The organism is Pedococcus sp. KACC 23699, from assembly GCF_045348425.1.
Classification (GTDB): Bacteria; Actinomycetota; Actinomycetes; order Actinomycetales; family Dermatophilaceae; genus Pedococcus.
Window position 1 is genome coordinate 3,869,435 of the sequence record NZ_CP157483.1, and the last position, 25,562, is coordinate 3,894,996.

The following is a 25,562-nucleotide window of genomic DNA, read 5'->3' on the forward strand; positions in this document are numbered from 1 at the left end:
GATCGGTGCCCGACTCACCCGCATTCCAGCCCGACGCCACCGACCAGCTGAGGTCCGCCCTCACGACGCGGATCCTGGTCATGGACGGCGCCATGGGCACGATGATCCAGCGCGAGGGCCTCGGCGAGGACGACTACCGGGGCGACCGGTTCGCCGACTGGCCGAGCGACCTCAAGGGAAACAATGACTTGTTGTCCTTGACCCAGCCGGAGGTCATTGCCGGCATCCACACGGCATACCTCGAGGCGGGGGCCGACCTCGTCGAGACCAACACCTTCAACGCGCAGAAGATCTCCCTGGCCGACTACGGCATGGAGGACCTCGCCTACGAGATCAACCTCGAGTCGGCGCGCCTGGCCCGCAGGGCCTGCGACGCCATGACCGCGAAGACCCCGGACCGGCCCCGTTGGGTGCTCGGCGCGCTCGGCCCGACCAACCGCACCGCGTCGATCTCCCCCGACGTCAACGACCCCGGCAAGCGCAACGTCACCTTCGACGAGCTCGTCGACGCCTACACCGAGCAGGCCCGCGGCCTCGTCGACGGTGGCGCCGACGTCCTCATCGTGGAGACGATCTTCGACACCCTCAACGCCAAGGCGGCGATCTTCGCCCTCGAGACGTTGTTCGAGGACCACGACCGCCGCTGGCCGGTCATCATCTCCGGCACCATCACCGACGCGTCCGGGCGCACGCTGTCGGGCCAGGTCACCGAGGCGTTCTGGAACTCCGTGCGCCACGCGCGCCCGATCGCGGTCGGCCTCAACTGCGCGCTCGGTGCCGAGGAGATGCGCCCGTATGCCGCGGAGCTGGCCCGCGTCGCCGACACCTTCGTGTCGTGCTACCCCAACGCCGGGCTGCCGAACCACTTCGGTGAGTACGACGAGCTCCCCGACCAGATGGCCGCCGTGGTGGGCGAGTTCGCCGAGGCCGGGCTGGTCAACTTGCTCGGTGGCTGCTGCGGCACCACGCCGGACCACATCGCCGCCATCGCCAAGGCCGCCAGCGACAAGGCTCCCCGCGTCGTCCCCGAGGTCTCCCCCGCCCTGCGCCTTTCCGGGTTGGAGCCGCTGACGGTCACCGAGGAGTCGCTGTTCGTCAACGTCGGCGAACGCACCAACATCACCGGCTCGGCGCGCTTCCGCAAGCTCATCCAGGCCGAGGACTACGGCACGGCCCTCAACGTCGCCCGTCAGCAGGTGGAGTCCGGCGCGCAGGTCATCGACATCAACATGGACGAGGGCATGATCGACGGCGTCGCCGCGATGGACCGCTTCGTCAAGCTCGTCGCGAGCGAGCCCGACATCTCGCGGGTCCCGCTGATGGTGGACTCCTCCAAGTGGGCCGTCATCGAGGCCGGGCTCAAGTGCGTGCAGGGCAAGCCGATCGTCAACTCCATCTCCATGAAGGAGGGCATCGAGCCGTTCGTCGAGCAGGCCCGCCTGTGCCGCAAGTACGGCGCGGCGGTCGTCGTCATGGCGTTCGACGAGGACGGCCAGGCCGACTCGCTCGAGCGACGGAAGGTCATCTGCCAGCGGGCCTACGACATCCTCACGCAGGAGGTCGGGTTCCCCGCCGAGGACATCATCTTCGACCCCAATATCTTCGCGGTGGCCACGGGCATCGAGGAGCACGCGGCATACGGCACCGACTTCATCGAGGCCACCCGCTGGATCAAGGAGAACCTCCCCGGTGCCCTGGTCTCCGGCGGCGTCTCGAACGTCTCGTTCTCCTTCCGCGGCAACAACGCCGTCCGCGAGGCGATCCACGCCGTCTTCCTGTTCCACGCCATCAGGGCCGGCATGGACATGGGCATCGTCAACGCCGGCGCCCTCGTCGTCTACGACCAGGTCGACGAGAAGCTCCGCGAGCGCATCGAGGACGTCATCCTCAACCGGAGGCCCGACTCGACCGAGCGTCTGCTGGAGATCGCCGACTCGTTCAACACCGGTGACACCAAGCAGGAGGCCATCGCCGAGGAGTGGCGGTCGCTGCCCGTCGGCGAACGCATCACCTACGCACTGGTCAAGGGCATCGACGAGCACGCCGAGTCCGACACCGAGGAGCTCCGCCAGGAGATCAGCGAACGGGGCGGCCGTCCCATCGAGGTGATCGAGGGACCGCTCATGGACGGCATGAACGTCGTCGGCGACCTGTTCGGCAGCGGCAAGATGTTCCTGCCGCAGGTCGTGAAGTCGGCGCGTGTCATGAAGAAGGCCGTCGCCTACCTCATCCCGTTCATCGAGGCCGAGAAGACCGAGGCCGAGGTCGCCGAGAACCGCAGCAAGGGCAAGATCGTCCTGGCCACCGTCAAGGGCGACGTCCACGACATCGGCAAGAACATCGTCGGGGTCGTGCTGCAGTGCAACAACTACGACGTCGTCGACCTCGGCGTCATGGTGCCGGCCCAGAAGATCATCGACACCGCCAAGGCCGAGAAGGCGGACGTGATCGGGTTGTCCGGCCTGATCACCCCGAGCCTGGACGAGATGGTCAACTTCGCGTCAGAGATGGAGCGACAGGGTCTCGACCTGCCCCTGCTCATCGGCGGTGCCACGACGTCACGGGCGCACACGGCCGTCAAGGTCGACCAGCAGTACCACGGGCCCGTCGTCTGGGTGAAGGACGCGTCCCGCTCCGTCCCCGTCGTGTCCAAGCTGCTCGCCGACGACCAGCGCGAGGCGCTGATGGCCGACGTCAAGGCTGACTTCGACGCCCTGCGGGCCCGGCACGCGGCCAAGTCGACCGAGCGCCCCCTCGTGCCCCTGGAGGTGGCACGGGAGAAGGCCACGCCCATCGACTGGGCCGGCTACCGTCCGCCGGTGCCCCGCCTCGTCGCCGCCCAGGAGAAGGAGCTGCTCCGTCGGCAGTCGGGTCACCGCAGCCCCACCGTCACGCAGTTCGTCAGGACCCTCGCCGACTACCCGATCGACGAGCTGCGCGACTACATCGACTGGCAGCCGTTCTTCCTCGCCTGGGAGATGAAGGGGCGCTTCCCCGACATCCTCAACAACCCCGCCACCGGCGACGCCGCGTCCAAGCTCTTCGAGGACGCCCAGCGCATGCTCGACCGGGTCATCGACGAGAAGTGGCTGCGTGCCAGCGGCGTGGTCGGGCTGTTCCCGGCGAGCTCGGTCGGTGACGACATCGAGGTCTACGCCGACTCCTCGCGCGAGACCGTGGCGACCACGCTCCACACGCTGCGCCAGCAGGGGCAGCACCGTCACGGCGTGCCGAACCGCGCGATGTCGGACTTCGTCGCGCCGAAGGACAGCGGCCTGTCCGACCACGTCGGGGCGTTCGCCGTCACCGCCGGGCTCGGGTCGCACGAGCGCGTCGCCGACTTCAAGGCCGCCAACGACGACTACTCGGCCATCCTGCTCGAGTCGCTCGCCGACCGGCTCGCCGAGGCGTTCGCCGAGCGCCTCCACGAGCGGGTGCGCCACGACTTCTGGGGGTACGCGCCCGACGAGCACCTGCACAGCACCGACCTCATCGCCGAGAAGTACGTCGGCATCCGCCCGGCCCCCGGCTACCCCGCCTGCCCCGACCACACCGAGAAGCAGCTGCTGTGGGAGCTGCTGGGGGTGCAGGAGCGTACGGGGATCGAGCTCACCGAGTCGATGGCGATGTGGCCCGGGGCCGCGGTGTCCGGCTGGTACTTCTCGCACCCGCAGTCGCAGTACTTCGTCGTCGGCCGGCTCGGGCGCGACCAGGTCGAGGACTATGCCGAGCGCAAGGGCTGGTCGCTGCGCGAGGCCGAGCGCTGGCTCGGCCCGAACCTCGGCTACCAGCCCGAGGACTGAGTCCCCTCCGCCCTCTCTCGCCTGCGGGTCGATGTGAACCCGCCCGGGAATCCGGGCGGGTTCACATCGACCCGGCGTGCGATCCACAGGTATGGCGCGGCCGCCCCGGCCGTGTCGGTCACGGCACCTAGAGTGCGGGTCATGGTTCCCGCCCTCTCGCCGAGCCGTGCGTCCGACTTCAAGCAGTGCCCGCTGCTCTACCGGTTCCGCACGATCGACAAGCTGCCCTCGCCGCCCAGCCCAGCCGCTGCGCGGGGGACGCTCGTGCACGCCGTCCTGGAGCGGTTGTTCGACCTGCCGGCCGACGAGCGCACGCCGGCAGCGGCGCAGGCCCTGCTCGGACCCCAGTGGACCGCCCTCGTCGAGGAGGAGCCGGAGCTCGCCGCGATGATCGCCGACGACTCCAAGCTCACCGAGGACGGCTGGTTCAGCGACGCGCAGGCACTGATCGAGACCTGGTTCACGCTGGAGGACCCCACGAGGCTCGAGCCGGCCGAGCGCGAGCTCTACGTCGAGACCGATGTCGACGGCCTGGTCCTGCGTGGCTACGTCGACCGGTTGGACGTCGCCCCGGACGGGGCGATGCGCGTCGTCGACTACAAGACCGGCCGGTCCCCCAGCGAGCTGTTCGAGGGCAAGGCGCTGTTCCAGATGAAGTTCTACGCGCTGGTGCTCTGGCGGCTGCGCGGGGAGATCCCGCGGCTGCTCCAGCTCGTCTACCTCGGCAACGGCGAGGTCGTCCGCTACGCCCCGGACGAGCACGACCTGCTGAGCCTCGAGCGCAACCTCAAGGCGGTGTGGACGGCGATCGAGCGGGCCGCCACGACCGGCGACTGGCGCCCGAAGACGTCGAAGCTGTGCGACTGGTGCGACTTCCGCGAGTTCTGCCCGGCCTGGGGCGGCACTCCCCCTCCGCTGCCGGAGAACGCGGCCCTCATCGCCCTCAACCCAGCCGTGTCGGGTCAGGTCGCCCCCGCCGACGAGTGAGCTGCTGACCCGCTCGGTCCGGACAGCTCCCACGGACCCACGACGGGGTGCCATGCTGCAGCATGACCTCCGCGCTGGGCCTCGCGCTCCTCGCTGCGATCGAGCCGCTCGGGATCATCGCCTTCATCGCCGTGCTCGGTTCGCGAGGAGGGCGCAGGAACACCCTGGGCTTCATCGCCGGCTGGGCGCTCTGCGCCTGTGTCGTGGCCCTCGTGGTGACGCTCGCTGCCGGGAGGAGCACGTCGGGCGACGTGTCGACGCTCATCAGCTCGGCCGGCCTGCTCCAGATCGCCCTGGGCGTCGTGGCCCTGGCCTACCTGGTCCACCGGCACCGGCGGGACCGGTCGACCCCGGTGCCTCAAGATGTCGCCCGGCCGAAGGAGGACACCCTCGGCCCGGTCGGGGCGGCACTGATCGCCGCCGGACTGCAGGGATGGCCCGTCGTGGCGGGGGCCGTCGCTGCCGTCCTCGCGTCCACCACCAACGCCGCCGGAAGGTTGCTCGGCACGGCGATGGTCGTGGTGGTGTCGACCTCGACCTACGTCACCGCCCACGTGCTGGCCGGCCGCGCGCCGGAGCGCACCGCGGCGTGGCTGGGCGCACTGAAGAGGTGGATCAACTCCCACCGGGAGCGAGCCATCGACATCCTGCTGTTGGCGGCGGGCAGCTACCTGGTCGTGCACGGCGTGCTGACCCAGCTCGCCACGTAGTCGGTCAGTGACGCGCTCCGTCGCCGCGCACTCCGACGAACAGGCTGCGCAGGTCGGCCGGGGTGACCCCGCGCAGGCTCGGCACCTGGACTGCCCCCACGGTGACCGGGACCGGGACCACGTGCGGCACCGCGATCGTGGGCACACCGGCGGAGACGGCCGAGCGCACGCCGGTCGGTGAGTCCTCGATGGCCACGCAGTCAGCGACGTCGACACCGAGGGAACGGGCGGCGGCGAGGTAGGGCTCCGGATGGGGCTTGCCGTGCTCGACCTCGTCACCGGTGATGACGGCGGCGAAGGTGCCTTCGGGCAGCGACCCGACGACGCTGTCGGCGAGCGAGCGCCACGACATCGTCACCAGTGCGTTGGGGACCCCCGCGGCGTTCAGCGCGTCGAGCAGCTCGATCGCGCCCGGACGCCACGGCACGTGCTCACGGACCTGCAGGACGACCCGGCGCAGCAGCTCCTCGATGATCTCCACCGGCTCGAGCTCCACCGGGCTGTTGTCCCGGATGAACTGCGCCGAGACCATGAGGTCGTTGCCCACGAGCTGGTGGGCGTACTCGTCGCTCCAGACCCCTCCGGCCTCCTCGACGATCGCGTGCTCGGCGGAGATCCAGTACGGCTCGGTGTCCACGAGGGTGCCGTCCATGTCCCAGAGCACCGCGGCGGGCAGGCCTCCGGTCGAGGTGACGGCAGCGGTGCTGGACGACGACATGGTGCAGGGGCTCCGAGCGGTCGATGGGGGTGGCCGGGACGGCGCGCCCGACTATACGCAGCCTCTCCCGCAGGGCTGCGGCCCGGACCGTAGGCTGGGTCGACGAGGTGTGCCGCCGGCACCGGCCTAGGAGGAACAGTGATCGAGCTCGAAGACGTTCCGGAGCTGAACAACCCGGTCGTCATCGCCGCCTTCGAGGGCTGGAACGACGCTGGCGAGGCCGCCACCGCGGCCATCGACCACCTCATCGACGTGTGGGACGCCGAAGCCATCGCGGCGCTCGACCCCGAGGAGTACTACGACTTCCAGGTCAACCGGCCGCGGGTCGTCCTCGACGACGGTCGGCGCCGGATCCACTGGCGCACCACCCGCATCCTCGTCGCGTCCAGCGACACCCTGGAGCGCGACGTCGTGCTCATCCAGGGCATCGAGCCGTCGTTCCGCTGGCGTGCCTTCACCATCGAGCTGATGGAGTTCGCCCAGCAGGTCGGCGCGAGCACGGTCTTCACCCTCGGCGCCCTGATGGCGGACGTGGCCCACACCCGGCCGATCCCGGTCACCGCGACGTCCGACGACGAGGACGTCCTGCACCGGTTCGACCTCGAGCCGAGCCGGTACGAAGGACCCACCGGCATCGTCGGGGTGCTCGCCGATGCCGCGACGCAGTCCGGGCTGCAGTCCATCTCGTGCTGGGCCGCCGTTCCGCACTACGCCGGGCACACGCCCTCGCCCAAGGCGACGCTGGCTCTGGTCTCCCGGCTCGAGGAGCTGCTCGACACCCCGATCCCGCACGGCGACCTCGACGACGGGGCCAAGGCGTGGGAGCGGGGCATCAACGAGCTCGCCGAGACCGACGACGAGGTGGCCGAGTACGTCCAGTCGCTCGAGGAGGCGCAGGACACCGCCGACCTCCCCGAGGCCAGTGGGGACGCCATCGCTCGCGAGTTCGAGCGCTACCTGCGCCGCCGGGGCCAGGACGGCCCCGGCTAGTCCGTCCGCAGGGCGCGCGGGACGACCTGGCGCTGGGGCAGCCAGCGGTGGAAATGCCCGCGACGTCGCGTGCGTGGGGACCTACGGTGGGCTCATGTACCTCGAGAACCTCGTCTTCGATGCTCGCGACCCGCAGGTGGTGGGCCGCTTCTGGGAGGCCGTGGTCGGCGGAGAGCGACTGACCGACGAGCCCGCCGGCCTCGAGACGCGGCTCACCGTCGAGGGCGGTCCGGTGCTGGACCTGTGCTTCCAGCGTGTCCAGGAGCCGAGTCCAGCCCCGCCCCGGCTCCACCTGGACCTGGCCGGGGGGTCCCGCCAGGACGAGGAGGTCGATCGCCTGCTCGGCCTGGGCGCCCGACGACTCGACATCGGTCAGGGCGACGTGCCCTGGGTCGTGCTGGCCGATCCCGAGGGCAATCCCTTCTGTGTGATGGAGGACCGCGCCGAGTACACCGGCAGCGGACCCGTCGCGGCGCTTCCGCTCGACTCGGCGGACACCGACCGGGACGCGGAGTTCTGGACCTGGCTGACCGGCTGGACCGAGGTGAGCGGCTCCGCGCCCAGGTCGCTGCGCCACCCGTCGCTGCGAGGTCCACTGCTCGAGCTGGTGCCGGAGCTGGACCCCAAGGGGGCGACGAAGAACCGGATCCACCTCGACATCCGGTTGGAGCAGGGGGACGACCCCGAGGCCCTGACGGCAGGGATCACCGAGCGAGGCGGCCGGGAGCTCCACCCGGCGTGGGGGCAGCTGCCGTGGCGGCTCCACGCGGACCCCTCAGGCAACGAGTTCTGCGTGCTCCCAGCGAGGTCCTGAGGATCTGCGGGGCGAGGGCCGGGAGGTGCGGAGCCTCAGACCCGGACGCCGAGGACGGCGTCCAGCGCGCGGGCCAGGACGCCTGCGGACGTGGCGTCGCGGCCACCGCGGGTCAGGCACTCCTTGGCCCAGCGGTCGACCGCCTCGATCGCCCCCGGGGTGTCGAGGTCGTCGGCGACGTGTCGACGCACCTGCTCGATGGTCTGCTCGGAGTCGGGCGCGGCGTTGACCGACAGTGCTTCACGCCAGGTCGCGAGCCGCGTCTGCGCCTGCGCCAGGAGGTCGTCGGTCCAGGACCACTCGGTGCGGTAGTGCTGCGACAGCAGGGCGAGCCGGATGGCCATCGGGTCGACGCCGTCGGCGCGGAGCCTGGAGACCAGGACGAGGTTGCCCTTGGACTTGCTCATCTTCTCGCCGTCGAGGCCGACCATCGCCTGGTGGGCGTAGGTGCGGGCGAACGGCCGGTCCTTGGTGAGGACGACGGCCTGGGACGCGCTCATCTCGTGGTGCGGGAAGACGAGGTCGGTGCCACCGCCCTGCACGTCGAAGCTCATGCCGAGGTGTTCGAGGGCGATGGCGGTGCACTCGATGTGCCAGCCCGGACGGCCGGCCGAGAGGCCCTCGACCTCCCAGGACGGCTCACCGTCACGCGCCGAGCGCCACAGCAGCGGGTCCAGGGCGTCCCGCTTGCCCTCACGGTCGGGGTCACCGCCGCGTTCGGCGTAGACGGCGAGCATCTGCTCCCGGGTCCAGTTCGAGACGGACCCGAACCCTTCGTCGCTGGTCAGGTCGAGGTAGAGGTCGTCGCCCTCGGAGTCGGGGGTCTCGACCGTGTAGGCGGCGCCCGAGGCGAGCAGCCCCCGGACCGCCGCCGCGACGGGCTCGATGCTCTCGACGACACCGATGTAGTGGTCGGGCGGGATGACGGCCAGGGCGGTCATGTCCTCGCGGAACAACGCGATCTCGCGCGACGCCAGGTCCTGCCAGCGGACGCCGTCTCGCTCGGCCCGCTCGATCAGGGGGTCGTCGACGTCGGTGATGTTCTGGACGTACTCGACCTCGTGCCCGGCGTCGCGCAGGGCGCGCCCCAGGACGTCGAACGTCACGTACGTGGCCGCGTGCCCCATGTGGGTCGCGTCGTACGGGGTGATCCCGCAGACGTACATGCGCGCGGTCGGTCCGGGAGCCAGTGGCCGCACCTGGCCCGTCGCGGTGTCGAAGACCTGGACCGGGTGGCCGGTGCCGGGAACGGCGGGGAGGAACGGGGTGGGCCAGGAGATCACAGCGGAACTCTACGTCGGTCGCTCACAGGGGCGGCCACGGGATGGCCGGCCACTGCCCGGAGGGCATGGGGTATGCCGCGCGGTCCAGCAACCGGCGCCCCCTGCGGAGCAGCGCGGCGACCTCGTTGATCGTCAGCAGCGCGTCCAGGTCGACCCGCAGCTCGGACTCCTCGTCCTCGAGGAGGTCGCAGACCGCGGCGATCCGGGCCAGCTCCGCATCGGGGAGCGGGTCCCCCGCGAACCCCCACAGCACCGTGCGGAGCTTGGGCTCCATGTGCAGGCTGACACCGTGGTCGAACCCGCGCAGCCGGTCGCCGTCGCGGACGAGGTGCGAGCCCTTGCGGTCGGAGTTGTTGACCAGGGCGTCGAAGGCAGCCACCGAGCGCGCCGGGGCGCTGTCCTCGTGCACGACCACGACCGGTTCGCCCAGCTCGTTCTCGCCGCGCAGCACGGGCAGCCATCCGCTCGGGACCTTGCCGGGCGCGACGACGTCCACCGGGTGCTTCGGCTCGTCGCCGGGGTCGCCCACCCACGCCTGCACCGACCCGAGTCCCTGCGGACCGGATCGCAGGACCGTCGGCGGCACCACGTCCCAGCCACCTGCGGCGCTGATGAGGTAGCAGGCGACCTCACGGCCGGCGAGCGTCCCGTCCGGGAAGTCCCACAGGGGTCGTTCTCCCTGCACGGGTTTGTAGATGGCGTAAGGGCCGTCCTCACCGACCCTGACCAGCACGGCGAAGTTGGAGGCATCGGCGATCCGGCCGACCACCTCGAGGTCCTCCCGGGACAGGACGTCGAGCAGGACCGCCTCCGCGGGCTGGCTCGGGCTCAGCGCTTGTAACCGTTCGCGCGGGGACAGATGTGGCCCTCGGTCTCCAACGGCCCACCGCAGAACGGGCACGGAGGACGGCCCGCCGCCACGATCGACTGGGCCCGTCGCGCGAAGGCCCTGGCCCGGGCGGGGCTGAGGACCACGCGCACCTGGCGTGGCTCCGACGCCAGCACCTCGGGGTCACCGGCCTCGGGCTCGTCGGGGTCGCGGTCGAGGGCCTCGATGATGACGACCTGCCGGTCCTCGTCCCACGCCAGGGCCAGGGTGTTGACCCTGAAGTCGTCCTCGATCGGGGTGTCCAACGGCGCGTTGTCGACGACCTCCGCGGCGGCGTGGTCCGCGCCGCTGCCGCCGGCGTAGCTGTCGAGCAGGTCGTTGATCCGGGTCGCGAGCACCAGGACCTGCTCCTTCTCCAGCGAGACGCTGCTGATGCGGCGCCCCTCGCTGGCCTGGAGGAAGAAGGTCCGCTGGCCGGGGGGTCCGACGGTCCCGGCGACGAACCGGTCCGGCGGGTCGAACTCGAGCAGCGACATGGACAAAACTCTAACCGGCTCCCCCGCCGACCTGCGCATCACCCGTCGCCGGGGCGTCGGGGGCAGGTACGAAACGCTGCAGGTCGGGGGACAGCTCGTTCGCCGCCAGCAGGAACGTGTGCCGTCCGCCGTAGCGGATGGCCGAGACCGAGGCCGGGTCGGCCGTGTAGCGCTGGAAGTGCCCCAGGCCCGATCCGGTGGCATCCGCGAGGAGCGCCTTGACGAGGTCGCCGTGGCTCACCGCCACCCACACCGCCTTGTCGCCGTGCTCCTGCGCGACCTCGGCGTCGATGCGGCGGACCGCCGCGACGACCCGCTCGCTCATCTCGGTGAGGCTCTCCGCGGCATACGTCTCGTGGTCGGGGAAGCGGGCGGAGGTGGGGTCGTCCTGGACCGTGGACCACAGGGGGTCCTTGGTGAGCTCGGCGAGCTTGCGGCCGCTCCACGCGCCGTAGGCGCACTCCTGCAGGTCGTCCTCCACCTCGACGGTGAGCCCCACGGCCTGCGCGAGCGGTTCCGCGGTCTCCAGGCAGCGCTCGAGCGGGCTGCTCACGACGCGCACCGGCGCAACGCCCTCGAAGCGCTTGCCGAGGTGCTGCGCCTGCTCACGGCCACGGTCGGTGAGGTGGATGCCGGGCAGCCGCCCGGCGAGGATCCCCTCGCCGTTCGCGCTGGAGTGGCCGTGTCGGACGAGCAGGAGGGTGGGCACCCGCGCACTCTACGGCCGGTCGCTCGCCCCGGCCGCACGGACGTGGTGGAGTAGGCGCGTGATCGTCGACCAAGCCATCTACCGTGACGGAACGCGTCAACCCTGCGGAGACCTCAGCGAGGCGCTGGACGCCCTGCGCACCGGTGACGACCCGCACGCCTTCCTCTGGATCGGGCTCAAGGACCCCACCGACGCGGAGTTCGGCCTCGTCAACGACGAGCTCAAGCTGCACCCGCTGGCCGTCGAGGATGCCGTCAAGGGCAACCAACGGGCCAAGGTCGAGCTGTACGACAACACCATGTTCGTCGTCCTCAAGACGCTGCGCTACGTCGAGGAGACCAGCGACGTCGAGACCGGCGAGGTGATGCTCTTCGTGGGTGACCGGTTCGTCGTGACCGTCCGCTACGGCGAGCTCAGTCCGCTGGCCACGGTGCGCAAGCGCCTCGAGGCCACTCCTGAGATGCTCCGCCACGGCGAGATCTCGGTGCTCCACGCGGTCATGGACGCGATCGTGGACAAGTACGTCGAGATCGACGCCGAGCTCCAGAACGACCTCGACGAGATCGAGGCCACCGTCTTCGGCGGGCACGGCGAGGCGGACTCGGAGCAGATCTACAGCCTCAAGCGTGAGGTGGTGGAGTTCCGCCGGGCAGCCACTCCCCTCGCGGCCCCGCTCACCATGCTGCACGACGGGTCTCGGTCACCGGTGTCGGTCAAGGAGATGCGGCTGCTGTTCCGCGACGTGGCCGACCACCTGCTGCGCGTCATCGACCACGTGGAGTCCTACGACCGCCTGCTCACCGACGTCCTCAACGCCCACCTTGCCCAGATCACCGTCCAGCAGAACATCGACATGCGCAAGATCTCGGCCTGGGTCGCCATCGCCGCGGTGCCGACGATGATCGCCGGCATCTACGGCATGAACTTCGACAACATGCCCGAGCTGTCCTGGAAGTACGCGTACTTCGTCGTGCTGGCCGTCATGGCCGGTTCCTGCGGCAGCCTCTACCGGGCGTTCCGCCGGTCCGGCTGGCTCTGAGCGCCCGCGACGACCACGCGGCGGGCGCTCAGGTGGCCGACGATCAGGTGGCCGCGATCCACCCTGCGCCGAGGGCGACGATGAGCACGATGCCGAGGCTGACGCGGTACCAGACGAACGCGGTGATCCTGTGCGAGCCGACGAACTTCAGCAGCCAGGCGATCGAGGCGTAGGCCACGACGAAGGACACGATGATCCCCACGACCATCTGGCCGACGCCGAGCAGCTTGAGGTGGTCGGCCTCGCTGACCATCTCGAACAGGCCCGCTGCCGTCAGGGCGGGGATCGCCATGAAGAAGGACAGGCGGGTGGCCGTGACCCGGTCGAGGCCACGGAACAGGCCCGCCGAGATCGTCGCGCCGGACCGTGACACGCCGGGGATGAGGGCGAAGCACTGCACCAGGCCGATCATGATCCCGTCACGCAGGGTGATCTGGCCCTCGCCACGCTCGACCCCTTGCTTGGTCAGGGCCGTGTGGCGGGTCTCCGCGAGGTACATCACGACGCTCCACAGGATGAGCGCGGCCGCGACGACCCAGAGGCTGCGCAGCGGCCCGCTGATCAGGTCCTTGGCCAGGAAGCCGACGACGCCCACGGGGATCGAGCCCACGATGACGGCCCAGGCCAGCATGTAGTCGTGGTGGGTGCGGCCCTCGGCGCTGCGCAGTCCACCGAACCAGGCGACCAGCAGCCGCACGATGTCCTTGCGGAAGTAGAGCAGCGTGGCGACGATCGCCCCGAGCTGGATGACGGCCGTGTAGGCGGTGACTCCGGGGTCGTCGACCTGCAGGCCGAGCAGCTTCTCGGTGATGGTGAGGTGGGCGGTCGAGGACACGGGGAGGAACTCGGTGAGTCCCTCGACGATGCCGAGGATGACGGCGTCGAGGTAGCTGAGGATCACGGCTCTGCTTTCAGGAGGTCAGGGCTCAGGAGGAGGCGCCCACGGGTGGGGCGCCCCGGCGTGGTGCGTGGTGCTCAGCCGACAGTCTGGCGCACGACGTCAGCCATCGTCCGCACGACATGCAGTCGGGCGTCCAGGCTGCCAGCGAACGGGGCGACCGAGAGCGTGCCCACGCCGGCGTCGGCATACCGTCCGATGCGCTCGGCGATGCGCTCTCGTGGGCCGATCAGCGAGGTGGCGTCGATGAACTCGAACGGCACGGCTGCGGCGGCGTCGCGGTGCTGCTTGGCGAGGTAGAGGTCCTGGACCTCGGCCGCCGCATCCTCGAACCCCATGCGGCAGGCGAGCTGGTTGTAGAAGTTCTGCTCCCGCGATCCCATGCCGCCGATGTACAGGGCCGCGTAGGGACGGATGGCATCCGCAGCGGCCTCGACGTCGTCGGCGACCACGACGGGCACCGAGGGCGCGATGTCGAAGCCCTCCAACGGGTTCTCTTCGGTCCCCCGCCCCGCCCGACGACGTCCGGCGGCGACGCTGGCCACCTGGTCACCGGAGTGCTCGGGGCTGAAGAAGATCGCGTGCCACCCGTCGGCCACCTCGCCGGCGAGCTCGAGGTTCTTGGGGCCGACGGCCGCGAGGTAGATCGGCAGGTCGGGCCGCGGCGGGTGGATCGTCAGCTTGAGCGGCTTCCCCGGTCCGTCGGGCAGCGGCAGCGTGAAGTGCTTGCCGGAGTAGGCGACCGTCTCACGGCGCAGGGCCATCCGGACGATCTCGACGTACTCGCGCGTGCGGCCCAGGGGCGCGGCGAAGCGCACCCCGTGCCATCCCTCGCTCACCTGCGGACCGCTGACCCCGAGGCCCAGTCGGAACCTCCCGCCGGACAGGGTGTCCAGGGTTGCCGCCGTCATCGCCGTCATCACGGGCGTTCGCGCCGGGATCTGCATCACGGCGGCACCGAGGTCGATCCGGTCGGTCAGGGCACCGATCCAGGACAGCACCGTCGGGACGTCTGAGCCGTAGGCCTCGGCCACCCACGCCACCGCGTAACCGAGGCGCTCGGCCTCCTGCGCCACCGCGACGTTGTCCTGGTCCATGCCCATGCCGAAGTAGCCGAGGTTCACACCGAGTTCCATGGACGGCAGGTTATCGGCGACGCCTCCCGCGCGTGCCGGAGCCGGGCCACGCGAAACCGGCGACTACGGTGGGGAACCATGCGCCAGCGACGAATGGGGACCTCTGGTCTGTCGGTCTCCCGGCTGGCCCTCGGCACGATGACCTGGGGCCGGACGACCGACGAGGAAGGCGCCCGCGACCAGCTGCGGACCTTCCTCGACGCCGGCGGCAACCTGGTGGACACGGCCCACGGCTACTCCGACGGTGCGTCCGAGGAGATCATCGGCCGCCTGGTCGAGGACGTCGTGGACCGTGAGGACCTCGTCATCTGCACCAAGTCCGGGATCTCACGCCGCTCTGGCCAGCGCGTGGTCGACACCTCACGGCACAGCCTGCTGAGCCAGCTCGACACCTCGCTGGAGCGGCTCGGCACCGACCACGTCGACCTCTGGCTGGTGCACACCTGGTCCGACGAAGCGCCGCTCACCGAGACGTTGTCGGCGCTGGAGTGGGCGGTGGCCACGGGCCGCGCCCGGTACGTCGGCGTGTCCAACTTCAGTGGCTGGCAGAGCGCCAGGGCGTTCTCCCTGCTGGAGCAGGCGCGAGTTCCGTTGGTGGCCAACGAGGTCGAGTACTCCCTCGTCAACCGCTCCCCCGAGCCCGACCTGTTGGACGCGGCCCAGGCGCTGGGGTTCGGCGTCCTGCCGTGGTCACCGCTGGGTCGCGGGGTGCTCACCGGCAAGTACCGCCACGGCATCCCGGCCGACTCCAGGGCCGCCTCCCGCGACTTCCCGCGCTTCACGGCGCGCTACCTCGACGACCGCAGCACCGGGATCGTCGAGGCCCTGGCCATCGCGGCCAAGGGCCTGGAGGTCACTCCCACCGAGGTGGCGATCGCCTGGGTGCGCGATCGGCCGGGTGTGGTCAGTCCTGTGGTCGGGGCGCGCACGACGGCGCAGCTGCGCACCTCCTTGGCCAGCGAGCAGCTCGAGCTCCCGCCGGAGCTCGTCGCAGCGCTGGACGAGGTCTCCGACTGAGGGAGCCCTTGCGCAGGCTCCCAGTCGCCTGCGTCAGCCGCGCGCTGGGGTCGACCTCAACGCCGGTGGTCGACCTTGACGTCGTCCGCGTCCTCGTCCTCGGGGTCGTCTTCGTCGGCGTCGTCATCGTCCGAGTCGTCATCGTCCGAGTCGTAGTCGGCGTCGTCGAGGCCGGAGTAGACCGCGCCGTCGCCGTCCTCGTCGGAGTGGTCGTCGAGCTCCTCGTCGTCCTCGTCGTCACCGTCGTAGATGTCCAGCGGGGTCATCTCGCCGTACGCCTGCAGCAGCGCGTCGTCGTAGGCGGCGAACGCGTCGGCCAGGTCGTCGTACGAAGCGATCACCGTGGGGTCGTCCTCCCCACGCTTGGAGGCCGAGGCCTCCAAGTGCCGCTCGAAAGCGGCGACGAGGTCGGCCAGCGCGCCACGCGGGTCAGCGGTCATGTGCCGACCGTAGCGGGTTCTGGGTGACAATGGCGTCGATGGTTGAGTACGAGTACCGCGTGGTGAGCTTCACGCGAGGAGATTCCCGATCGGACATCCGCCGTGCCCTCGTGGAGCACGCGGAATACGGCCACTGGGAGCTGCACCGGACCCGGATCTACCTCGGCGGCCTGCAGCGGACCTGGCTGCGGCGCAAGATCATCCGCGCGCCCCGCCCGTACTGAGGGCGGCCCGGGCACCGCGCGTCAGCAGGACTCCCAGCCAGAGCAGACCGGCGCCCAGCAGGGCCAGCGGCACGGAGTCGGCACCGGTGAACGCGAGGCTCGCGGGCAGCGCCGAGCCGGCGCCGGTGTGGTTCGTCGTCCCGGGGTGAGCGCTGGTGGACGAGGACGGGACATGACCGGCCGGCGCCCCCGTCGCGCCACGCGGGCACGCGACGACGAGGCGCTCCAGCGGGACGCCCGCCGAGGTGAGCTCCTTGATGAGGTCGCGGTCGAGCACCACCAGGGTGGTCTGGACCGGCACGACCTGGCGGGTCACGCGGACGCACGCCCCGAGGAGGCCCTTGATGGCGGCGTCGACGGACACGACGTGGTCACCAGCCGGCACCGCGCCCTTGGGACACGGTGCGAAGGCCTGCGGGAACTGCTTGACCAGGGGCGAGGAGAGGTCGACACCCGCCGCCTTGAGGTCCACCTCGACGGCCGGTGATGACGTCCCGGTGGGGATGAGGCACACGGTGGCCGCGGGCGAGTCGACGACCGCGCCGGTCGCCGGTGCCTGGCTCCCGGTGGCCTTCGACCCGCCGGCGCCCTTGGCCGGAGCGCCCGACGAGGAGGACGTGGACGGGGCGGAGGCGTGGGTGCCCGAGGTCGTCGTGGACGACGGGTGACCGGAGGATGTGGCGGAGCCAGAGGACGAGCCCGTGCCCACACCCGGGACAGGCAGGCCGAGACCCCCGGTGGCGCCCTTGACGGTCGAGGTCACCCCACCGACGGCGGTGCTCACCGGCTGGGGCAGGCCGAGGGCGTGCGACATCGGAGCCGTCAGTCCCGAGAGCGCCACGGCGACGCCGAGGGCAGCGGCCGAGCGAAGGGCGAACGGGTGCGGGCGACGCCGGGTCATGGTGGCTCCTTTGCCGGACAGGGCGGTGGTCTGTGTCCGGTCAACGACGGAGGAGCGCGAAGGCTACGGGTGAGTAGCAAACCCGTCGGGATGCCCGGGTATGGCGCGGAGCAGGCCCCGCGCCATACCGACCCTCAGCAGGTGGCGATGAAGCGCTGGAGCACCTTGGCGCCGAACTCGAGGGCCGACACCGGCACCCGCTCGTCGATGCCGTGGAACATCGGCGCGAAGTCGAGGTCGGCCGGCAGCTGCAGGGGGGCGAAGCCGTACCCGGTGATGCCGAGGGTGCTCAGCGCCTTGTTGTCGGTGCCGCCGGACAGGCAGTAGGGCAGCACCTGGGCGCCGGGGTCCTCTGCGAGCAGGGCGGCCGTCATGGCCTCGACGAGGGGACCTTCGAACGGCGCGTCGAGGGCGATGTCGCGGTGGACGACCTGCACCTCGACCTTGTCGCCGGCGAGCTCGCGGATGGTGTCGAGCAGCGCGTCGTCGTGCCCGGGCAGGAACCGGCAGTCGAGAGCCGCGCTGGCGCTCTGCGGGATGACGTTGTGCTTGTAGCCGGCGTCGGTCATGGTGAAGTTGGCGGTGTCCTGCAGGGTGCCGCGGACGAACCCCTGGGCCCCACCGAGGTGCTCGAGCAGCTCGTCGAGCTCCTCGTCGGAGTAGCTCGTGCCGGTGAGGTCGCTGAGCCCGTCGAGCAGCTCGCGCACGGAGGCGATGTACTCGCGCGGCCACTTGTGGGCGTTGATCCGGCTGATCGCCTCGGCGAGGTGCACGATCGCGTTGTCGGGGTTCGGGACCGAGCCGTGGCCGGCGCGACCGGTGGCCACGAGCCGCAGCCAGAGGATGCCCTTCTCGGCGGTCTGCACGAGGTAGGCGCGGGTCTGCTCGCCGTCCTTGGTCGGCACGGTCACGCTGTAGCCGCCCACCTCGCTGACGGCCTCGCTGACGCCGTCGAACAGCTCGGGACGGGTCTTGACGACGTGGTGCGAGCCCTTGACGCCTCCGGCCTCCTCGTCGGCGAAGAAGGCGAACACGACGTCGCGCGGGGGCTTGGCGCCGCGGCGCGCGAGGTCACGGATGTTGGCCAGGATCATGGCGTCCATGTCCTTCATGTCGACCGCGCCGCGGCCCCAGACGCAGCCGTCACGCAGCTCGGCACTCAGCGGGTCGACCTGCCAGTCGGCGGCGTTCGCGGGCACCACGTCGAGGTGGCCGTGGATGCACAGGGCAGGCCGACCGCGGTCCTGCCCCTCGATCCGCACGATGACGCTGGTGCGGCCCGGGTCGCTCTCGACGACGGTCGGCTCGAGGCCGACCTCGCGCAGCTGGGCGACGACGTAGTCGGCGGCCTCGCGCTCCCCCGGTCCGCTGCCGTCGCCGTAGTTGGTGCTGTCGATCCGGATGAGGTCCCGACAGATCCGCACCACCTCGTCGACGGGTCCTTCGACAGTGCGGTCAGGGCTGGTGGCGTCGCTCATGTCGTCCACCCTAGGCGGCCGAGGGAGAACGACGAAGGACCCCGACAGGCATCTGTCGGGGTCCTTCGTCACTGGTGTCCGGAGGGGGACTTGAACCCCCACGCCCGATAAAGGGCACTAGCACCTCAAGCTAGCGCGTCTGCCATTCCGCCACCCGGACAAGGTGTTTCACACGCACTCACGAGGAGCGCCTGCTGCGACCCGGAACGATACACGTCAGCAGCCACAACTCCCAAACCGCCTCGGTCCCAAGGAAAACGAGGGCCCGCGCGGGCTCGGTTCGGGCTCGGTTCGGGCTGGGTCCGGGCCCGCGCGGGCTGGGTCCGGGCTCGGGCCACCGTGGTGACGGCTCGGGCCCCCGTGGTGACAACGCCCCATACCTGCCTCGTCCGTTCGGTCGAGATGCCTCGTGAGGCCGGCCGACCTGCGGCGCGGCGCGCCGTGGGTGTGCACGCACGGTTCTACCTTCGAAGGGTGAACAACCGCACGGCCCACCGGTCCTCAGCTCTCCACCATCCTCGCGTCCAGCGATCCAGCCAGGGCGGCTGGGCGTGGGCCTGCTCCTGCGGCGGCGCCTCCTGCCGCACGAGCCGCGACGTCACCCCGTGGCGGGTCGCCCTCATCGGCGCGCTCAACCACTCCGCGGCCGTCGCTCCCTGACCCCGCCGCCCCCGTCGGGGCGCCCAGCACGCTTCCCGTGAGCACGCTCCTCCATCGGCAGGTTGGCAGCACGCGCCATCTCCGCCATTGTTCGAGGACCACCCCACGATGGAGGAGCGTCACATGAAGGTCGGGATCCCCCGCGAGGTCAAGAACCACGAGTACCGCGTCGCCATCACTCCGTCGGGGGTGCACGAGCTCGCCGTCCACGGCCACGAGGTGTACGTCGAGAAGGACGCCGGCGTCGGCTCCTCCATCCTCGACGAGGACTACGTCGCCGCCGGGGCCACGATCCTGGACTCCGCCGACGACGTCTGGGGCACGGGTGACCTGATCCTCAAGGTCAAGGAACCCATCGAGGCGGAGTACCACCGGATGCGCGAGGGGCAGACCCTCTTCACCTACCTCCACCTCGCCGCCGACCGGCCCCTCACCGAAGAGCTCGTCAAGCGCAAGGTGACCGGCATCGCCTACGAGACCGTCGAGCTGCCCGACCGCTCGCTGCCGCTGCTGGCCCCGATGTCCGAGGTCGCCGGCCGCCTCGCCCCGCAGGTGGGCGCCCAGACCCTGATGCGCGCCCAGGGCGGCCGCGGCGTCCTCATGGGCGGCGTGAGCGGGGTGTATGCCGCGAAGGTGGTCGTCATCGGCGCCGGCGTCTCCGGCATGAACGCCGCCGCCATCGCCCTCGGCATGCAGGCGGAGGTCCTCCTCCTCGACCGCGACATCAGCAAGCTGCGGCACGCCGACGCGATCTATCAGGGCCACTGCCAGACGGTCGCCTCGAACGCCTACGAGGTGGAGCGCGCGATCTCCGACGCCGACCTCGTCATCGGAGCGGTGCTCGTGCCCGGAGCCAAGGCCCCCAAGCTCGTCACCAACGAGCAGGTCTCGCGGATGAAGCCGGGCTCGGTGCTCGTCGACATCTCCATCGACCAGGGCGGCTGTTTCGAGGACTCCCGGCCGACGACCCACGCCGACCCCACCTACGAGGTGCACAACTCGGTGTTCTACTGCGTCGCCAACATGCCGGGTGCGGTGCCGCACACCAGCACCTACGCCCTGACCAACGTGACCCTCCCGTATGCCGTCCAGCTCGCCGACCAGGGGTGGCGCCCGGCGCTGGCCGCGAACCGTCCGCTCGCGCTCGGCCTCAACACCCACGACGGCCACGTCACCTACGCGCCGGTCGCGGAGGCGCACGGGTTCGACTCGGTCGCCCTCGAGGACGTGCTCGCCGGTTGACCGTCGGCCACACAAAGCACCACCGCGCCCCGTCGATCCCTCGACGGGGCGCGGTTGTCGGCGCCGGCGGCTAGGTTCGGGTGGTGCTGCTCGCCGATGTCGTCGCCGCCTCCCAAGCCGCCTCCGCCACTCGCTCGAGGCTGGCCAAGACCGCTGCGGTCGCCGACGCGTTGCGGGCCGCCGGGCCGCAGGATGCAGCCACGGTGGCCGCGTACCTGTCCGGCGTCCTGCCCCAGCGTCGCATCGGCGTGAGCTGGCGAGGCCTGGCCACCCTGCCCGAGCCCGCCGCCGAGCCGTCGGTGACCGTCGCTGAGGTGGACGAGGCGCTGACCTCGATCGGTGCCGTGTCAGGGAGCGGGTCGGCGGCCACCCGGGCAGCCGCCGTGGTCGCGTTGTTCGAGCGACTCACCCAGGACGAGCAGGTCTACCTCCGCGCGCTGGTGACCGGGCAGGTCCGCCAGGGCGCGCTCGACGGCGTCATGCTGGCGGCGATCGCCGTGGCCTCCGAGGTGCCGGAGGCCGAGGTGCGGCGGGCGGTGATGCTGGCCGGGTACGCCGGGCCGGTGGCCGAAGCAGCACTGGCCGGTGGAGGCGGAGCCCTGGCCACGATCGGTCTCGAGGTCGGCCGCCCGGTGCGACCCATGTTGGCTGCCTCCGCCCCCGACGTCGCCGCGGCGTGGGACCAGGTCGTCCCAGGCGACGACGGGGTGTTCGTCGACGGCAAGCTCGACGGCATCCGGTTGCAGGCGCACCGCGACGGCGAGGACGTGCGGCTGTTCACCCGGTCCCTCGACGACATCACCGAGCGCCTCCCGGAGGTCGTCGAGGCCGTGCTCGCCCTCCCCGCCCACCGCCTGGTGATCGACGGCGAGGCCATCGCCCTCGACGACGCCGGCCGTCCGCGGCCGTTCCAGCAGACGGCATCGCGCACGATGAGCAGCACCGGCGTCGACGAGCTGCGGGCGGCGGTCCCCGTCACGCCCTACTTCTTCGACCTGCTGCACGTCGACGGCCAGGACCTGCTCGACCTGCCCGCGACCGAACGGTTCGCACGGCTCGCGGAGCTCGTTCCGCAGCGGTGGCAGGTGCCCCGCACCCTGGCGCCCTCGGCGACCGAGGCTGCCGAGTTCTTCCACCGACTCGTCACCGACGGCCATGAGGGCGTCGTGGTGAAGTCGCCGTCCGCCCCGTATGCCGCCGGCCGGCGCGGTGCCGGGTGGGTCAAGGTCAAGCCGCGGCACACCCTCGACCTCGTGGTGCTGGCGGTCGAGTGGGGCAGCGGACGCCGCGAGGGCTGGCTGTCCAACATCCACCTCGGCGCGCGTGACCCCGAGACCGGCGGGTTCGTCATGCTCGGCAAGACGTTCAAGGGGATGACCGACGAGACCCTGACCTGGCAGACGGCACGGTTCCTCGAGCTGGAGACCAGCCGCAGGGGCCACGTCGTGCACGTCCGCCCGGAGCAGGTCGTCGAGATCGCGTTCGACGGCATCCAGACGTCCTCGCGCTACCCCGGCGGGATGGCCCTGAGGTTCGCCCGCGTCATCCGCTACCGCGACGACAAGACCGCCGCCGAGGCTGACACGGTCGACACCGTGCGCTCGCTGAGCGGCTGAGCCGCCGGGAAGCGTCCTCAGCGCTTGACCGCGGCCCCGAGCACCTGGAGCGCGATGTCGGCGTGCTTCTCCATGTTCCACTCGGACTCGATCACCTCGACGATCCGGCGGTCCGGGGCGATGACGAAGGTCGCGCGCTTCACCGGGGTGATGTACTTGCGGCGCACCCCGAAGGCGGTCGCCACGGCGCCGTCGGCGTCGGAGAGCAGCGGCATGCCGAGCGACTCCTTGCCGTCGAACTGCGCCTGCGCGTCGACGGTGTCCATGCTGATCCCGACAGGCTGGGCACCCACCGCGGCGAAGTCGGCCTGCAGGTTGCGGAAGTGGCAGGCCTCCTTGGTGCAGCCGCCGCTGAGCGCTGCCGGATAGAAGAAGAGCACGACACTGCCCTCCTCGAGAAGGCTGGTGAGGCTGCGCTGCGTCCCGGTCTGGTCGGGGAGGTCGAACTGCGGGGCGAGCTCGCCGATGCGAAGTGACTTCATTGGGGTGCCTCCTGCTGCGGTCGGTGATCGATGATCGGTGGTCCGTCCGGGCGCAGGATCGGATGGGGAGCCCTGCGCGTCCTGGCCGTCATTCGCGGTCAACCCGGCCCCGGATTGGTTTATATAGGTCACCTATGTAAAGTGGAGACCATGAACCCCAGGGAGACGGTCGCCAACGACCTCTTGCGCTCAGCCGCCCGGCTGTCCCGCTGGGCCTCGCGACTGGCCGCCTTCGACGTGTCCTACGCCCAGGCCCGGCTCCTCGCCCTGCTCGACGAGCTCGGACCAGCGCGCGTCAGCACCCTCGCCGAGGCCGACCACTGCAGCCAGCCGACGATGTCCACCGCCCTCCAGCGGCTGGAGTCCCAGGGCTGGGCCCAGCGCGTACCCGACCCGGGCGACGCGCGGGCGAGCCTGTTGTCGCTGACGCCCGCCGGTCGCGACGCGCTCGAAGAGATCCGCCGGGCCCGAGCCGCGGTCCTCTCCCCCATCCTCACCACCCTCGACGACGCCGACGTCGCGCGCCTGCGCGATGCCGTCGTCGCCCTGGACGACCTGCTCCTGCGGGCCGCCCCCACGACCAGCAACCCCACCCGAAAGGACGTCTAGCCCTCATGTGGCGCCAACCCAGGACCGTCTGGTCCGTCGCCTTCGCCTGTGTCATCGCCTTCATGGGCATCGGCCTCGTCGACCCCATCCTCAAGCCCATCGCCGACGACCTCGGGGCCAGCGCCTCACAGGTCTCGCTCCTGTTCACCAGCTACATGGCCGTGATGGGGGTCGCCATGCTCGGCACCGGCTGGGTCTCCAGCCGGGTCGGGGCCAAGCGCACCCTGCTCGTCGGACTGCTGGTGATCATCGTGGGTGCCGGTCTCGCCGGCGCCCAGGACTCCGTGGGCGGGATCGTCGCCTTCCGTGCCGTCTGGGGCCTCGGCAACGCCCTGTTCATCGCGACCGCCCTGGCCACCATCGTCCGGGCCGCCCGTGGCTCGGTCGGCCAGGCGATCATCTTGTACGAAGCCGCGCTGGGTGTCGGCATCGCGACCGGTCCGCTTCTCGGCGGCTGGCTCGGTGGTCACTCGTGGCGCTGGCCCTTCTGGGGCGTCTCCGCCCTCATGGCGATCGCCTTCATCGGCATCATCACCACCCTGCCGGCGACCAGGCCCACCGGCGGTGGCACCAGCCTCGCCGCACCCCTGCGTGCCCTGTCCCACCGAGGACTGCTCACCGTCGGGATCACGGCACTGCTCTACAACTTCGGCTTCTTCACGCTGCTGGCCTTCACGCCGTTCCCGCTGGCGATGGGCGCCCACGACGTCGGCCTGGTCTTCTTCGGCTGGGGCCTGCTGCTGGCCTTCACCTCGGTCGTCGTCGCGCCGCGGCTGCAGCGTCGCTTCGGCACCCTGCCCGGCATCGTCGGAGCGCTGCTCGGCTTCGCGGTCATCCTCGCCGCCATGGCGATCGGCACCGAGCACAAGCCGGTCCTGGTCGTGGGCGTCATCCTCAGCGGTGCGTTCCTCGGCATCAACAACACCCTGATCACCGAGACGGTCATGAAGGTCTCGCCGGTCGAGCGCGGGGTCGCCTCCGCGGCCTACAGCTTCGTGCGGTTCGGCGGAGGCGCCATCGCGCCATACCTCGCCGGCAAGCTCGGTGAGCGCTCGGTGCACATCCCCTTCTGGGTGGGCTCCGGGGCCGTCGTCCTCGCCGTCCTGGTCCTGCTCACCGCCCGCCGTGAGGTGCAGGCGACCGACAAGGAGCACGGCCACACCATGGCCGAGCGCACCACCGAGGAGCGCGACCTCGAGGCCGAGGCCGTCACCGTCGGGGACGCCTGACCCGGCAGCACTCCCCCGCCCCCTAGGCTGGCGCCCGTGCTCGAGCAGATCACGGCGACCCGGTACGTGACCCCCCTCAAGGAGGGCGGGTCACTTCCCGGCATCATCGAGGCCGACGACCTCGGCACCTACGTGCTGAAGTTCCGCGGCGCCGGCCAGGGGCTCAAGGTGCTCGTCGCCGAGGTCCTCGTCGGCGAGCTGGCCCGGGCCCTCGGCCTGGACGTCCCGCGGCTCACGGTGGTCGACCTGCAGTCGCCCATCGCGAAGTACGAGGCGGACGAGGAGGTCCAGGACCTGCTCACCGCGAGCCTCGGGCTCAACCTCGGCATCGACTTCCTGCCCGGCTCGTTCGGGTACGACGGGTCGCGGCCACCGACGCCGGAGGTCGCGGCCGACGTGCTCTGGCTCGACGCGTTCACCGCGAACGTCGACCGGACCTGGAGCAACCCCAACCTGCTGGTCTGGCACCGCAAGCCGTGGCTCATCGACCACGGCGCGGCGCTGTACTTCCACCACGGCTGGCCGGGTCGAGGCGCCGACGCGGCCCGCTTCGCCGCGCAGGGGTTCGACGCGAGCACCCACGTGCTGCGTGACGTGGCCGCCGACCCCGCGGCGGCGCACGAGCGGCTCGCTCCCCTGCTCACCGCGGACCTGATCGACTCGGTGACGGCCCTCGTGCCCGACGAGTGGCTCGAACCGGCTCCCGGCCTGGAGTCACCAGCGGCCGTGCGCGTGGCCTACCGCGAGCACCTCCAGGCACGTGCGGCCAACCCCGCTGCGTGGCTGCCCGGTGGCGCACGATGACGGGGAACGGCGGACCCCGCCACGGCTACCAGTACGTCACCCTGCGGTGCGTCCCCCGCGTCGAGCGCGAGGAGTTCGTCAACGTCGGGGTCATCCTCTACTCCCAGGGGGCCGACTTCCTCGAGGCGTCCTACCGCGTCGACGAGGACCGGTTGCGCACCCTCTTCCCCGAGGTGGACGTCCAGGCCGTCGCCGACACCCTGGAGACCGTCTGCCAGGTGTGCCGTGGCGTCACCGGCGGCGGGCTGCCCACCCTGGGTGGGCTCGGACGACGGTTCGGCTGGCTCAGCGCCCCTCGAAGCACGGTGGTGCAGCCCGGTCCGATCCACGGCGGCCTGACCGAGGACCCGGCGGCCTCGCTGGCCGCCCTCGTGGAGCGTCTCGTCGGCTGAGTGGTTGGGCCGCCTG

26 protein-coding genes and 1 tRNA gene are annotated in these 25,562 nt (G+C 71.0%); 15 read left to right on the forward strand and 12 right to left on the reverse strand.

The genetic code is table 11. From position 1 onward, the window contains the following. The first annotated feature begins 80 nt into the window (after positions 1-80). From metH to ABEG17_RS18210, 3 genes are all read left to right on the forward strand, one after another. Positions 81-3,803 (forward strand): methionine synthase, encoded by a 3,723-nt coding sequence (metH, locus tag ABEG17_RS18200; protein WP_406833233.1) that lies wholly within the window; start codon positions 81-83, stop codon positions 3,801-3,803. A gap of 141 nt (positions 3,804-3,944) precedes the next feature. Beyond that, a complete protein-coding gene (locus tag ABEG17_RS18205; RefSeq protein WP_406830899.1) occupies positions 3,945-4,790 on the forward strand; it encodes a RecB family exonuclease in 846 nt (281 codons plus the stop codon). Between the two features lie 62 nt (positions 4,791-4,852). Then, the gene (locus ABEG17_RS18210) at positions 4,853-5,500 is read left to right on the forward strand and encodes a GAP family protein (protein ID WP_406830900.1); all 648 of its coding nucleotides are present in this window, start codon (positions 4,853-4,855) and stop codon (positions 5,498-5,500) included. A 4-nt stretch (positions 5,501-5,504) separates the two neighbouring features. Here ABEG17_RS18210 and ABEG17_RS18215 read toward each other — a convergent pair whose 3' ends face one another. After that, positions 5,505-6,218 carry an HAD family hydrolase gene (locus ABEG17_RS18215; protein ID WP_406830901.1) on the reverse strand — a complete coding sequence of 238 codons (714 nt, stop codon included), beginning with the start codon at positions 6,216-6,218 and terminating at the stop codon, positions 5,505-5,507. A gap of 138 nt (positions 6,219-6,356) precedes the next feature. Here ABEG17_RS18215 and ABEG17_RS18220 point away from each other — a divergent pair, with 138 nt between their 5' ends. Next, positions 6,357-7,208 carry a PAC2 family protein gene (locus tag ABEG17_RS18220; RefSeq protein ID WP_406830902.1) on the forward strand — a complete coding sequence of 284 codons (852 nt, stop codon included), beginning with the start codon at positions 6,357-6,359 and terminating at the stop codon, positions 7,206-7,208. 94 nt (positions 7,209-7,302) lie between these two features. Continuing rightward, positions 7,303-8,022: a VOC family protein gene (locus tag ABEG17_RS18225; RefSeq protein WP_406830903.1), complete on the forward strand. Its 720-nt coding sequence runs from the start codon at positions 7,303-7,305 to the stop codon at positions 8,020-8,022. Between the two features lie 35 nt (positions 8,023-8,057). Here ABEG17_RS18225 and mshC read toward each other — a convergent pair whose 3' ends face one another. The 4 genes from mshC to ABEG17_RS18245 are packed head-to-tail and all read right to left on the reverse strand — an operon-like array spanning position 8,058 to position 11,379. Next, entirely contained in the window at positions 8,058-9,305 is a 1,248-nt protein-coding gene (gene mshC, locus ABEG17_RS18230; protein ID WP_406830904.1) for a cysteine--1-D-myo-inosityl 2-amino-2-deoxy-alpha-D-glucopyranoside ligase, read from the reverse strand. 22 nt (positions 9,306-9,327) lie between these two features. Beyond that, positions 9,328-10,164 carry an SCO1664 family protein gene (locus tag ABEG17_RS18235; protein ID WP_406833234.1) on the reverse strand — a complete coding sequence of 279 codons (837 nt, stop codon included), beginning with the start codon at positions 10,162-10,164 and terminating at the stop codon, positions 9,328-9,330. Then, positions 10,134-10,670 (reverse strand): DUF3090 domain-containing protein, encoded by a 537-nt coding sequence (locus ABEG17_RS18240; RefSeq protein ID WP_406830906.1) that lies wholly within the window; start codon positions 10,668-10,670, stop codon positions 10,134-10,136. Before ABEG17_RS18240 ends, ABEG17_RS18235 begins: the two co-directional genes overlap by 31 nt. Before the next feature lie 10 nt (positions 10,671-10,680). Beyond that, a complete protein-coding gene (locus ABEG17_RS18245; RefSeq protein WP_406830907.1) occupies positions 10,681-11,379 on the reverse strand; it encodes an MSMEG_4193 family putative phosphomutase in 699 nt (232 codons plus the stop codon). 58 nt (positions 11,380-11,437) lie between these two features. Between ABEG17_RS18245 and corA the strand changes: the two genes are divergently transcribed. Then, positions 11,438-12,418 carry a magnesium/cobalt transporter CorA gene (corA, locus tag ABEG17_RS18250; protein ID WP_406830908.1) on the forward strand — a complete coding sequence of 327 codons (981 nt, stop codon included), beginning with the start codon at positions 11,438-11,440 and terminating at the stop codon, positions 12,416-12,418. Positions 12,419-12,461: 43 nt separating this feature from the next. Here the strand turns inward: corA and ABEG17_RS18255 are convergent, their stop codons facing one another. Both ABEG17_RS18255 and ABEG17_RS18260 read right to left on the reverse strand, forming a co-directional pair. Next, positions 12,462-13,319 (reverse strand): undecaprenyl-diphosphate phosphatase, encoded by an 858-nt coding sequence (locus ABEG17_RS18255; RefSeq protein ID WP_406830909.1) that lies wholly within the window; start codon positions 13,317-13,319, stop codon positions 12,462-12,464. Between the two features lie 74 nt (positions 13,320-13,393). Continuing rightward, a complete protein-coding gene (locus ABEG17_RS18260) occupies positions 13,394-14,452 on the reverse strand; it encodes an LLM class F420-dependent oxidoreductase (protein ID WP_406830910.1) in 1,059 nt (352 codons plus the stop codon). Positions 14,453-14,530: 78 nt separating this feature from the next. Here ABEG17_RS18260 and ABEG17_RS18265 point away from each other — a divergent pair, with 78 nt between their 5' ends. Next, complete coding sequence (locus ABEG17_RS18265) at positions 14,531-15,469, forward strand: aldo/keto reductase (RefSeq protein WP_406830911.1); 939 nt, start codon at positions 14,531-14,533, stop codon at positions 15,467-15,469. A gap of 56 nt (positions 15,470-15,525) precedes the next feature. Here the strand turns inward: ABEG17_RS18265 and ABEG17_RS18270 are convergent, their stop codons facing one another. Beyond that, positions 15,526-15,909, reverse strand: a complete 384-nt coding sequence (locus ABEG17_RS18270; RefSeq protein WP_406830912.1) for a hypothetical protein — start codon at positions 15,907-15,909, stop codon at positions 15,526-15,528. A 38-nt stretch (positions 15,910-15,947) separates the two neighbouring features. Between ABEG17_RS18270 and ABEG17_RS18275 the strand changes: the two genes are divergently transcribed. After that, entirely contained in the window at positions 15,948-16,133 is a 186-nt protein-coding gene (locus tag ABEG17_RS18275; protein ID WP_406830913.1) for a DUF5703 family protein, read from the forward strand. Here ABEG17_RS18275 and ABEG17_RS18280 read toward each other — a convergent pair. From ABEG17_RS18280 to ABEG17_RS18290, 3 genes are all read right to left on the reverse strand, one after another. Then, positions 16,108-17,034 carry a hypothetical protein gene (locus ABEG17_RS18280; protein ID WP_406830914.1) on the reverse strand — a complete coding sequence of 309 codons (927 nt, stop codon included), beginning with the start codon at positions 17,032-17,034 and terminating at the stop codon, positions 16,108-16,110. The genes ABEG17_RS18275 and ABEG17_RS18280 overlap by 26 nt on opposite strands. Before the next feature lie 134 nt (positions 17,035-17,168). Further along, positions 17,169-18,512: a M20/M25/M40 family metallo-hydrolase gene (locus ABEG17_RS18285; RefSeq protein WP_406830915.1), complete on the reverse strand. Its 1,344-nt coding sequence runs from the start codon at positions 18,510-18,512 to the stop codon at positions 17,169-17,171. Positions 18,513-18,584: 72 nt separating this feature from the next. Then, positions 18,585-18,672 (reverse strand) — tRNA-Leu (locus ABEG17_RS18290). A 314-nt stretch (positions 18,673-18,986) separates the two neighbouring features. On the opposite strand from ABEG17_RS18290, the gene ABEG17_RS18295 reads away from it, so the two are divergent. The 3 genes from ABEG17_RS18295 to ABEG17_RS18305 all read left to right on the forward strand — a co-directional run bounded on the left by ABEG17_RS18295 (position 18,987) and on the right by ABEG17_RS18305 (position 22,030). After that, a complete protein-coding gene (locus tag ABEG17_RS18295; protein WP_406830916.1) occupies positions 18,987-19,172 on the forward strand; it encodes a hypothetical protein in 186 nt (61 codons plus the stop codon). Positions 19,173-19,295: 123 nt separating this feature from the next. Next, the gene (gene ald, locus ABEG17_RS18300; protein WP_406830917.1) at positions 19,296-20,414 is read left to right on the forward strand and encodes an alanine dehydrogenase; all 1,119 of its coding nucleotides are present in this window, start codon (positions 19,296-19,298) and stop codon (positions 20,412-20,414) included. Positions 20,415-20,497: 83 nt separating this feature from the next. Continuing rightward, positions 20,498-22,030 carry an ATP-dependent DNA ligase gene (locus ABEG17_RS18305; protein ID WP_406830918.1) on the forward strand — a complete coding sequence of 511 codons (1,533 nt, stop codon included), beginning with the start codon at positions 20,498-20,500 and terminating at the stop codon, positions 22,028-22,030. Positions 22,031-22,047: 17 nt separating this feature from the next. Here the strand turns inward: ABEG17_RS18305 and ABEG17_RS18310 are convergent, their stop codons facing one another. Then, positions 22,048-22,512, reverse strand: coding sequence for a peroxiredoxin (locus tag ABEG17_RS18310; RefSeq protein WP_406830919.1), 465 nt, complete (start codon positions 22,510-22,512; stop codon positions 22,048-22,050). A gap of 150 nt (positions 22,513-22,662) precedes the next feature. Here ABEG17_RS18310 and ABEG17_RS18315 point away from each other — a divergent pair, with 150 nt between their 5' ends. From ABEG17_RS18315 to ABEG17_RS18330, 4 genes are read left to right on the forward strand one after another with little or no spacing between them, the layout of a single operon-like run. Further along, on the forward strand, positions 22,663-23,121 hold the full coding sequence (locus ABEG17_RS18315) for a MarR family winged helix-turn-helix transcriptional regulator (protein WP_406830920.1): 459 nt from the start codon (positions 22,663-22,665) through the stop codon (positions 23,119-23,121). Positions 23,122-23,126: 5 nt separating this feature from the next. Continuing rightward, positions 23,127-24,350, forward strand: a complete 1,224-nt coding sequence (locus ABEG17_RS18320) for an MFS transporter (RefSeq protein WP_406830921.1) — start codon at positions 23,127-23,129, stop codon at positions 24,348-24,350. A 36-nt stretch (positions 24,351-24,386) separates the two neighbouring features. Further along, a complete protein-coding gene (locus ABEG17_RS18325; protein WP_406830922.1) occupies positions 24,387-25,154 on the forward strand; it encodes a HipA family kinase in 768 nt (255 codons plus the stop codon). Next, positions 25,151-25,546, forward strand: a complete 396-nt coding sequence (locus tag ABEG17_RS18330) for a DUF3037 domain-containing protein (protein ID WP_406830924.1) — start codon at positions 25,151-25,153, stop codon at positions 25,544-25,546. Before ABEG17_RS18325 ends, ABEG17_RS18330 begins: the two co-directional genes overlap by 4 nt. Positions 25,547-25,562 lie beyond the last annotated feature (16 nt).